Raw genomic sequence first — 9,844 nt, 5'->3', positions numbered from 1 at the left:
GCGACGGGGCCCGGCGTGATGGCCGCGCAAAAGCGGGGATGCCACGGCGCGGCGGGCGCCCTTCCGGCTTGGTCCGCCCTGGCGGATGGGGGGGCTCGCCGAGCGGCGTCAGCCGCCGCGCGCCGCGCGCCGCGGGCCGCGCGCCAGCAGCGCCGCCGCCGCGGCGGCGGTGGCAGCGGCGAGCAGGAAGGCGAGGCGGAAGGCCTCGAGGAACGCCTCCTCGGCCGTGGCGCCCCGCCGCAGCGCCGCCGCCTCCGCCGCGCCGAACAGCAGGGTGAGCAGCGAGGCAGCCGAGACCACGCCCAGGGTGCGCATCACCATGGTGAGGCTGCCCGCGACGCCCCGATCGGCGCGCGGCATGGCGGCGGTGACGGTCTCCGCCTGCGCCACCTGGAACAGCCCGAGCCCCGCGCCCTGCGCCAGCAGCGCCGCCACCAGCAGGCCGATCCCCGCCTCCCGCCCCGGCAGGCCGATCAGCAAGAGCCCCGCCGCGGTCAGCGCCGCCCCCGCCAGCGCCAGGCGGCGCGGCGGCACGCGGCCCAGCAGCCACCCGCCCGCCGGCGCGGCGACCATGCTGCCGAGCGGCCCGGCGGCCAGCACCAGCCCCGCTGCCCCGGCCGCCAGCCCGGCGCTGCCGAGGAGGTGGTAGGGCAGGAACAGCAGCACCGCGAAGCCCGCGAAATTCACCAGCGCATTCGCGGCGTTGACCGAGGCGAAGCCGGGCAGGCGGAAGAAGCCGGGCGCGATGATCGGCCGCGGGCTGCGCCCGGCCTGCCGCAGGAACCCCGCGAGCGCCGCCAGCGCCGCCGCGCCGAGCAGCAGCGCCCAGGGCTCCCCGGCCACGAGAAGGCGCGCCTGGCCGAGGGCGAGGAGCAGGCCGCCGATCGCCAGCGCCAGCAGTGCGGCGCCGGCGAGGTCGAAGGGCTCGCGCGCCGCCCCGCGCGGCGGCCCCGGCAGGCGGGGCAGCAGCAGCAGCGCGACGAGCGCCAGCGGGGCGCGGAACCAGAACACCGCCTCCCATCCCCAGAGCTGCACCAGCACCCCGCCGAGCAGGGGGCCGAGCGCCGCGCCGGCCGCGAAGACCAGCGTGTAGAGGCCGAGCATCCGCCCGCGCATCGCCTCGGGGAAGAGCAGGGTGACCAGCGCCGGGCCGCAGCTGATGAGCAGCGCCGCGCCGATCCCCTGCAGCACCCGGCAGGCCAGCAGCCAGCCATAGCCCGGCGCCAGGGCGCAGAGCAGGAAGGCCGCGGCGCTCCAGGCGAGGCCGAGGCGGAACACCCGGCCATGGCCGAGGATGTCCCCGAGGCGCCCAACCGCCAGCATCAGGCTGCCATAGGTCAGCACGTAGCAGACGACGATCCACTGGATCATCGGCACGGTCAGGCCGAAATGGCCGGTGATCTCCGGGAAGGCGATGTTCACCGCGGTGTCGAGCGGCACCGCGAGCGTGCCGAGCCCGATCGGCAGCAGGCGGCGCGCGGCGCCGGGCGGCCAGCCCGCCCTCACGCGGCCGTGCCGGGGCGGGCCCTCAGCCCTGCCGGGGCGGCTCCGCCTCTCCTCCGCCGCGCCAGGCGAGGTAGCCGTCGTCGAGGAGGAGGATGCGCTCGCCCGGCGCCAGGGGTGGAGGGCCGGGCCGCCGCCAGTGCGGCCGCGAGGCGTCGCCCGCCGCGCAGGCGGCGGTGGCCAGTGCCAGGGCGATGCAGAGCCAGCGCATGCGATCCTCCGCGGCCGGCCGGACCGGGACCGATTATCAACGTGCGCCCGGGCGGCTCCACCAGCGGCCTCCGATCACGCTTGCGCTGGCGCCGCCGGCCGGACGCGGGGCCGCACCGTCTACTCCCCCGGCTGCGGGGCCAGGCGCGCGCGCCGGGCGCGCCGCCAGTCGCTCGCCAGGGCCAGCGCCACGGTCAGCAGCATGAACCCGACCGCGACGCCGAAGACGGCGAGCGGCCGCCCCGCATCCATCAGCCAGCCATAGAGCATCGGCCCGGCGATGCCGCCCAGGTTGAAGCCGGTGCTGACAATGCCGAACACCCGCCCCACCGCCCCGGGCGGGGCGGCGGCGCGCACCAGCATGTCGCGCGAGGGCGCGATCATGCCGGAGAAGAACCCCGCCGCCCCCATCACCGCCACCAGCGCCACCGCCGGCATCGGCACCAGCCCGACCAGCGCCACCAGCAGCGCCGTCAGCGCGAAGCAGCCCGCCGCGACCTGGCCGTGCTTCGCGGTGCGGTCGGCGATGATGCCGCCCGCCAGCACGCCGAGCGCGCTCATCAGCATGAAGCCGGAGAGCGCCACCGTGGCGGCGGCGAAGGCGGTGCCGTGCCCCTCCACCAGCGCCACCACGGAGAAGTTCTGCACCCCGCCATTGGAGAGGGAGAGCAGGACGAAGAGGGCGGTCATGGACAGCACCGCCCCGCTCAGCACCGGCGCCGCGGCCGCCTGCCCCCCGCCCGGCTTCGCCCTGGCGGGCGCGGCGCGCGGCGCCGGATCGGGCGCCCGCGCCAGGGCGAGCGGCAGCGCCACGGCGAGCGCCAGCGCCCCGGCCGCCATCAGCGCCGCGGGCAGGCCGCCGAGCGCCGCGAGGCCGAGCATCATCGCCGGGGCGATGGCGCCGCCCATGAAGCCGGCGAAGGTGTGGATGGAGAAGGCGCGGCCGATCCGCGCCTCGCCGATGCCACGCGAGAGCAGCTCGTAATCCGCCGGGTGATAGACCGAGTTGGCGAGGCCGAGCAGCACCGCCGCCGCCAGCAGCATCGGGTAGCTGGGCGAGAGGCCGAGCAGCACCAGCGTCACCCCCGCCAGGACCAGGCCCGCCACCAGCACCCGGCGCGAGCCGTAGCGGTCCACCGCGAAGCCCATCGGCGCCTGGGTGAGGCCGGAGACCACGTTGAGCAGGGTCAGCGCCAGGCCGAGTTCGACGAAGCCGACGCCGAGCCGGTCCCGCAGCAGCGGGAACAGCGGCGGCAGCACCAGCAGGTGCACATGGCTGACGAGGTGCGCCGCCGAGACGAGCGCGAGGGTGCGCATCTCGGACGGCGTCCAGGCGCGGGCGCCCTGCTGGGCCATGGCGGCGTCCCTCTTCTCCCCTTCCGGGCCGCATGGTCGGGCGAAACCGCCCGGCTGGGAAGCCGCGTCAGGCCCGGGCGAGGCCGAGGGGGCGCAGCGCCTCCGCGGCGTCCCACACCGCCTCGGTGCCAATCAGCACCAGCGCCGCCTCCGCCGCGGGGCCGCCCGGCGTCATCTCCAGCCGCCGGCCGACGCGCTGCACCAGCACGCACCCCCCGGCGGCGAGGGGCAGCACGCCCTTGACGCGCAGCACCCCTTCCGGCAGCGCATCGAGCGCCCCGCGCAGCGCCGCCTCCGCCACCGGCCGGGCCGGGCGCAGCGTGACGGAGGCGAAGAGGGTGCCATGCGCGGCGCGGGGCGGCGGCGCGGCGCCCCCGCCGCCCGCATGCCGGCCGAGCGCCACCTCCACCGGCAGCGCGCCGTGGCTGGCCGGCAGCAGCGCCGCGCCGGGGGCGAGGGGGCGCAGCAGCGCGGCGACGCGCCCGGCCTCCTCCGCCGCGACCAAGTCGGTCTTGGTCAGCACCAGCAGGTCGGCGGCGCGGAGCTGCCGGCGCAGCGTGTCGGCGAGGCGCGGATCGGCCAGCCGCTCCGCGACCGAGGCGGCGTCGGCCAGCACCAGCACCCCGGCGAGGCGGAGGTCGGGGTCGAGGCGCGCGATGGCGGCGATGGCGCCGGGATCGGCGACGCCGCTCGCCTCCACCAGCACGTGGTCGGGCGCCGGGCGGCGGGAGAGCACGGCGGCGAGGCCGGCGGCGAGGTCGTCGCCCACGGCGCAGCAGACGCAGCCATTGGTCAGCGCGATGGTGTCGCCCGAGGCGGAGGCGATGAGCGCCGCGTCGAGGTTGACGCTGCCGAAGTCGTTGACCAGCACGGCGAGCCTGAGCCCCGCCGCCCGGCGCAGCAGCGCGTTCACCAGCGTGGTCTTGCCCGCGCCGAGGAAGCCGCCGAGCACCGTCAGCGGCAGGGCGAGGCCGCCGCTCGCCCTCATGCCGGGAAGGGCACGCCGCCCACGACCGTACCCCAGACCGGGACGTCCTTCAGCCGCTCCGGCGCCACCGCCAGCGGGTCCTCGCCGAGGACGCAGAAATCGGCGCGCTTGCCCACCTCGATGCTGCCGATCTCGTGGTCGAGCTTCAGCGTGTAGGCGGCGCCGAGGGTGATGGCGCGCAGCGCCGCCTCCACCGGGATGCGCTCCTCCGGCCCCAGCACGCGGCCCCCGGCGGTCAGGCGGTTCACCGCGACCCAGGCGGTGAAGAGCGGCGCCAGCGGCGTCACCGGCGCGTCGGAATGGATGGCGAAGGGCACGCCCTCGCGCAGCGCGGTGGCGCAGGCATCCATGCGCCGCGCCCGGTCCGGCCCCATGGTCAGCGCCGCGTGCTGCTCGCCCCAGTAGTAGACGTGGTTGGCGAACAGGTTGACGCAGATGCCGAGCGCGCGCATCCGCCGGAACTGCGCCGCGTCGGCCATCTGGCAGTGCTGCAGGGTGTGGCGGTGGTCCCAGCGCGGGGTGCGCGTCAGGGCGGCCTCGATCGCCTCGATCGTGACCTCGCTCGCCTCGTCGCCATTGGTGTGGATGTGGCACTGCAGCCCGGCGGCGTGGTAGGCGTGCAGCAGCTCGGTCAGGTCGTCCGGGGCGATGTTCCAGATGCCGTTGGGCTGGCCGCCGATGTAGCCCGGCCATTTCAGCCGGCCGGACAGGCCCTGGATGGAGCCGTCGGTCATCAGCTTCACCAGGCCGAAGCGCAGCCGCTCCTGGTTCAGGCGCCTGAGGCGCACGATCTTGGCGACGCCCTCGGCGGCCGGCAGGCTCTGCGCGTTCAGCGCCGGCAGCAGGCGCAGCGGGAAATCCGCCTCGCGCGTGGTCTCGAGGTAGGTCGCCACCACCGGGTCGGGCAGGTCGGTGAAGAGGTCGGTCGCGGTGGTCACGCCGGCGCGGCGCGCCAGGGCGGCGAAGCGGCGCAGGCTCTCCGGCTTCGCCATCAGCCCGTGCTGCGGGTTCCCGACGGTGCGGAAGACCATGTACTTCGCCGCCATCTCGCGCAGCTCGCCGGTGGCGCGGCCGGTGGCGTCGCGCACCACGCCCTCGATGTCGGCGCTGGCGAGGCCGCTCCGCTCCAGCACCGGCGTGTTCACGTTCATGACGTGGCCGTTGGAGTGCAGCAGCACCACCGGCCGGGTGGCGGAGACGCGGTCGAGGTCCTCGGTCGTCGCGCGCCGCTCGCCGAAATAAATCGGGTCGAAGCCCCAGGCGAAGAGCGGCTGGTCCGCGGGCAGCGCGCACTCCGCCTCCCGCAGCCGCGCCACCACCGCCTCGATGCTGTCGCAGCCGGGCCAGAGGCGGCCCTCCGGATCGGCGCGGTCGAAATAGCCGGCATAGGCGAAGGACCAGACGCCACCCTCCCAGGCATGGCTGTGCCCCTCCACCAGCCCAGGCAGCAGGACCAGGTCGCGGAAGCGGCCGTCCTCGCGCCCCTTGCCCCAGGCGCGCGCCTCCGCCTCCCCGCCCACGGCGAGGATCCGGCCCTCCCGCACCGCGACATGCGTCGCCTCGGGGCAGGAAGAATCCATGGTGAGGATCCGCCGGGCGCGGAACACCGTGATCTCGTCGGCCATGGGCGGGCTCCCCGGCGGTTCCGCCCAGCCTGCCACCCGACCGGCCTTGCCGCCAGGGGGCGGGGGGCGCATCCTGGCGGGGCGGAGGAGACCCGAGGATGCGCCTGAACAGCCTGCACGCCGCCGACATCGCCCATCTGGTCCACCAGCAGACCGACCTCGACGCCCATGCCCGCGAGGGGGCGGTGCTGATCGCCCGCGGCGAGGGCGTGCGGGTGTGGGACACGGAGGGGCGCGAGTACATCGAGGCGATGGCCGGCCTCTGGTGCGCCTCGCTCGGCTTCTCCGAGAGGCGCCTGGCGAAGGCGGCCTACGAGCAGATGCTGTCCTTGCCCTACTACCACACCTTCTTCGCCAAGGGGCACGAGCCAGGGGTGCGGCTGGCCGAGAAGCTCGCCGCCATCGCCCCGCCCGGGCCGGAGGAGGCGAGGCTCTCCCACGCCCTGTTCCAGTGCAGCGGGTCGGAGGCGAACGACGCCGCGATCAAGCTGATCTGGTACTACCACAACCTGACGGGCCGGCCGCGGAAGAAGAAGATCATCGGGCGCATCCGCGGCTATCACGGCAACACGGTGGCCGCCGCCTCGCTCTCCGGCCAGCCGCACATGCACGCGGATTTCGACCTGCCTCTCGGCGACCGGTTCCTGCACCTCTCCAACCCCAACTACTACCGCTTCGCCGAGCCGGGGGAGAGCGAGGAGCAGTTCTCCGCCCGCATGGCGGCGGAGCTGGAGGCGCTGATCGAGCGCGAGGGCGCCGACACCATCGCCGCCATGTTCGCCGAGCCGGTGCAGGGGGGCGGCGGCGCCATCACGCCCCCGCGCGGCTATTTCGAGGCGATCCAGCCCATCCTGCGCCGCCACGACATCCTGCTGGTGGCCGACGAGGTGATCTGCGGCTTCGGCCGCACCGGCAACCTCTGGGGCTGCGAGACCTACGGCATCCAGCCGGACATGCTGAGCTGCGCCAAGCAGCTCTCGGCCAGCTACCAGCCGATCTCGGCGCTGCTGGTCAGCGACCGCATCCACGCGGCGCTGCTGGAAGGCAGCCGCAAGAACGGCACCTTCGGCCACGGCTTCACCTATGGCGGCCACCCGGTCGCCTGCGCCGTGGCGCTGGAGACGCTGGCGATCTACGAGGAGCGGGACATCGTCGGCCATGTGCGCCGCGTCTCGCCCGCCTTCCTGCGCGGGCTGGAGGCGTTCCGCGACCATCCGCTGGTGGGCGACGTGCGCGGCGTCGGGCTGATCGCGGGCGTGGAGGTGGTGGCCGACAAGGCGACGAAGGAACCCTTCCCCGCCGCCGCGAAGGCCGGCGTCCTGGTGCAGGACAAGGCGCACGAGCAGGGGCTCATCGTGCGCGCCATCGGCGACCGCATCGCCTTCACCCCGCCGCTGATCATCACCGAGGAGGAGATCGGGGAGATGTGCGCCCGCTTCGGCCGCGCCCTCGACGCGGCCTGGGCGGTGCTGCGGGAGCGGAAGCTCGCGGCCGAGTAGCGGCGGGTGCCGGCCTCGGCGGCGGCCGCCCGCGACGGCGCGGCGGGCGGGGTGGAGTCGCGCTATGCCTGGCTACGGCTCGGCGTGGCGCTGCTGCTCGGCACCGTCGGCGGCGTCGGCATGTGGTCCATCGTGGTGGCGCTGCCGGCGGTGCAGGCGGAGTTCGGCGTGGCGCGCGCCGGCGCCGCCCTGCCCTATACCCTGGCGATGATCGGCTTCGGCGCCGGCGGCGTGCTGCTCGGTCGGCTCGCCGACCGCTTTGGGGTGGCGGTGCCGGTGGCGATCGGCGGGCTGGCGCTCGGCCTCGGCTACATCGCCACCGCCCTGGCGCCGAGCCTCTGGACGTTCGCGGTGATCTACGGCGTGCTGATCGGGGTCGGCAGCAGCGCCGTCTTCGGCCCGCTGGTCGCCGACACCTCGCACTGGTTCGACCGCCGCCGCGGCATCGCCGTCGCGCTCTGCGCCAGCAGCAGCTATCTCGCCGGCACCTTCTGGCCGCTGGTGGTGCAGCACTTCATCGCCACCGCCGGCTGGCGGGGCACGCATCTCGGCATCGGGCTGTTCTGCCTCGCCGTCATGCTGCCGCTGGCGCTGGTGCTGCGCCGGCGCGCCCCGGTCTCGCACCCGGCGCCGCTGCCGGGCGGGGCCAGCGCGGCGGGGGTGGGGCTCGGGCTCAGCCCCGCCACGCTGCAATGGCTGCTGGTGGTGGCCGGCGTCGCCTGCTGCGTGGCGATGGCGATGCCGCAGGTGCACATCGTCGCCTACTGCGTGGATCTCGGCTACGGCGCGGCGCGGGGGGCGGAGATGCTTTCGCTGATGCTCGCCTGCGGCGCCGTCAGCCGGCTGGCCTTCGGCCTGATCATGGACCGGATCGGGGGCCTGGCGACGCTGCTGCTCGGCTCCACCCTGCAGGCGGTGGCGCTGGCGCTGTTCCTGCCCTTCGACGGGCTGGCCTCGCTCTACCTGATCTCGGCGCTGTTCGGCCTGTTCCAGGGCGGCATCGTGCCGAGCTACGCGATGATCGTGCGTGAATTCTTCCCGGCCTCGGAGGCGGGGACGCGGATCGGGCTCGTGCTCTCCGCCACGCTCGCGGGCATGGCGATCGGCGGGTGGATGTCCGGGGCGATCTTCGACGCCACCGGCTCCTACCAGGCGGCACTGGTCAACGGCCTGTTGTGGAACCTCCTGAACATCTCGATCGCCGCCTTCCTGCTCTGGCGGGCCCGCAGTCGCCCGGCGCTGGCGTGAGCGCCGGCCGGAGCCTTGCCGCAAGCCGGGGCGGACGGAAAACGCTCTGCGGCGTGATCCTCCTTGGCGGATCACGCTTCCGCCCTGCATTGCGCGGCTGAGTCGCCGCTCCGGCGCTCCCCCTTCGCGGATCAGGCGCTAGCGCCGCCGCGCCTCCACCAGCACGCCGGCCTCGCGCAGCGCGCGGATCTCCTCGGCGGAGAAGCCGTGGCTCGCCAGCACCTCCTCGGTGTGCTCGGCGAAGCGCGGCGGCGCCGCGCGCGTGCCGCCCGGGGTGCGGGACATCTTGATCGGCGTGCCGAGCCCGCGATAGCCGCCGAGCTCCGTCACCATCTCGCGGTGCGCCGTGTGCCCGGCGGCCATCGCCTCGTCCACGTGCAGCACCGGGCCGGCGGGAAGGCCCGCCTGCAGCATGCGGCGCGTCAGCTCGTGCCCGTCCTCCTCGGCGAAGCGGCGCTCTAGGATCTCGGTCAGCGCCGCGCGGTTGGTCACCCGCGCGCCGTTGGTGGCGAAGCGCTCGTCGCGCGCCACCTCCGGTATGCCGAGGAACTCGCAGAACTTGCGGAAGGCGGGGTCGTTGCCGGCGGCGACGAAGATCTCGCAGGTCCGGGTGCGGAACTTCGAGTAGGGCGCGAGGTTCGGGTGCGGGTTGCCGGTCGGCACCGGCCGCCTGCCGTTCAGGAAGTAGTTGGCGGCGTGCGGGTGCAGCAGCGCCATGCCGCAATCGTGCAGCGTCATGTCGAGGAACTGCCCCTGGCCGCTCCTCTGCCGCTCCTGCAGCGCCATCAGGATGGCGATGGCGCTGAACAGGCCGGTGGCGATGTCCACGATCGGGTTGCCGAGCCGCGTCGGGCCGGAATCCTCGGTGCCGTTGATGGACATCAGCCCGGTCATCGCCTGCAGCACGGCGTCGTAGCCGGGGAAGCCGCCGTTCGGGCCGTCGGCGCCGAAGCCGGAAACCCGGCAGTGGATCAGGCGGGGAAAGCGGTCGCGCAGCGTCTGCTCGTAGCCGATGCCCCACTTCTCCATGCTGCCCGGCTTGAAATTCTCGACCAGCACGTCCGCGCCCTCCAGCAGGCGCAGCAGCACCTGCCGCCCCTCCGGCTTCGCCAGGTCGAGCCCGACCGAACGCTTGTTGCGGTTGACGCCGAGGAAGTAGCTGGCATCGCCCTTCTCGTCGAAGGGCGGCCCCCAGTCGCGCACCTCGTCGCCCTGGGGCGGCTCCAGCTTGATCACCTCGGCGCCGTGGTCGGAGAGCACCATGGTGCAGTAGGGGCCGCCGAGCACGCGCGTGAGGTCTATCACCTTCAGCCCGGCGAGGGCGCCCGCGGATCTCGCCAGGCCCTTGCCCCGGGCCGTCGGCACTGCGTCGGTCATTCGCTAGCCTTTCCTCCTCCGGCGGCCGCCCGGCAGGG

8 protein-coding genes are annotated in these 9,844 nt (G+C 74.9%); 2 read left to right on the top strand and 6 right to left on the bottom strand.

Annotated features, from left to right (window positions below):
• Window positions 1-108: 108 nt before the first annotated feature.
• The 5 genes from ET526_RS15625 to ET526_RS15605 form a co-directional block, all read right to left on the bottom strand.
• Window positions 109-1,506, bottom strand: a complete 1,398-nt coding sequence (locus ET526_RS15625) for an MFS transporter (RefSeq protein ID WP_135468671.1) — start codon at window positions 1,504-1,506, stop codon at window positions 109-111.
• A 22-nt stretch (window positions 1,507-1,528) separates the two neighbouring features.
• Window positions 1,529-1,714 carry a hypothetical protein gene (locus ET526_RS15620; protein ID WP_135468669.1) on the bottom strand — a complete coding sequence of 62 codons (186 nt, stop codon included), beginning with the start codon at window positions 1,712-1,714 and terminating at the stop codon, window positions 1,529-1,531.
• 119 nt (window positions 1,715-1,833) lie between these two features.
• The gene (locus tag ET526_RS15615) at window positions 1,834-3,069 is read right to left on the bottom strand and encodes an MFS transporter (protein WP_135468667.1); all 1,236 of its coding nucleotides are present in this window, start codon (window positions 3,067-3,069) and stop codon (window positions 1,834-1,836) included.
• Between the two features lie 67 nt (window positions 3,070-3,136).
• Window positions 3,137-4,057: a CobW family GTP-binding protein gene (locus ET526_RS21305; protein ID WP_158295609.1), complete on the bottom strand. Its 921-nt coding sequence runs from the start codon at window positions 4,055-4,057 to the stop codon at window positions 3,137-3,139.
• Window positions 4,054-5,682, bottom strand: coding sequence for an amidohydrolase (locus ET526_RS15605; protein WP_135468664.1), 1,629 nt, complete (start codon window positions 5,680-5,682; stop codon window positions 4,054-4,056). Before ET526_RS15605 ends, ET526_RS21305 begins: the two co-directional genes overlap by 4 nt.
• A gap of 98 nt (window positions 5,683-5,780) precedes the next feature.
• On the opposite strand from ET526_RS15605, the gene ET526_RS15600 reads away from it, so the two are divergent.
• Complete coding sequence (locus ET526_RS15600) at window positions 5,781-7,181, top strand: aminotransferase (RefSeq protein ID WP_135468662.1); 1,401 nt, start codon at window positions 5,781-5,783, stop codon at window positions 7,179-7,181.
• Window positions 7,182-7,187: 6 nt separating this feature from the next.
• On the top strand, window positions 7,188-8,429 hold the full coding sequence (locus ET526_RS15595) for an MFS transporter (protein WP_240048429.1): 1,242 nt from the start codon (window positions 7,188-7,190) through the stop codon (window positions 8,427-8,429).
• 138 nt (window positions 8,430-8,567) lie between these two features.
• On the opposite strand, the gene ET526_RS15590 is transcribed toward ET526_RS15595, so the two are convergent.
• Window positions 8,568-9,806 (bottom strand): CaiB/BaiF CoA transferase family protein, encoded by a 1,239-nt coding sequence (locus ET526_RS15590; RefSeq protein WP_135468660.1) that lies wholly within the window; start codon window positions 9,804-9,806, stop codon window positions 8,568-8,570.
• Between the last annotated feature and the right edge of the window lie 38 nt (window positions 9,807-9,844).

The organism is Crenalkalicoccus roseus (genome assembly GCF_004761865.1).
Taxonomy (GTDB): domain Bacteria; phylum Pseudomonadota; class Alphaproteobacteria; order Acetobacterales; family Acetobacteraceae; genus Crenalkalicoccus; species Crenalkalicoccus roseus.
The sequence above is the reverse complement of the archived record's forward strand: the minus strand, read 5'-3'. Positions and strand labels throughout refer to the sequence as shown.

Excerpts from the sequence above, each read along its gene's own strand:
- ET526_RS15620 (WP_135468669.1), bottom strand. The coding sequence starts at position 1,714 with ATGCGCTGGCTCTGCATCGCCCTGGCACTGGCCACCGCCGCCTGCGCG.
- ET526_RS15615 (WP_135468667.1), bottom strand. The coding sequence starts at position 3,069 with ATGGCCCAGCAGGGCGCCCGCGCCTGGACGCCGTCCGAGATGCGCACC.
- ET526_RS21305 (WP_158295609.1), bottom strand. The coding sequence starts at position 4,057 with ATGAGGGCGAGCGGCGGCCTCGCCCTGCCGCTGACGGTGCTCGGCGGC.
- ET526_RS15605 (WP_135468664.1), bottom strand. The coding sequence starts at position 5,682 with ATGGCCGACGAGATCACGGTGTTCCGCGCCCGGCGGATCCTCACCATG.
- ET526_RS15600 (WP_135468662.1), top strand. The coding sequence starts at position 5,781 with ATGCGCCTGAACAGCCTGCACGCCGCCGACATCGCCCATCTGGTCCAC.
- ET526_RS15590 (WP_135468660.1), bottom strand. The coding sequence starts at position 9,806 with ATGACCGACGCAGTGCCGACGGCCCGGGGCAAGGGCCTGGCGAGATCC.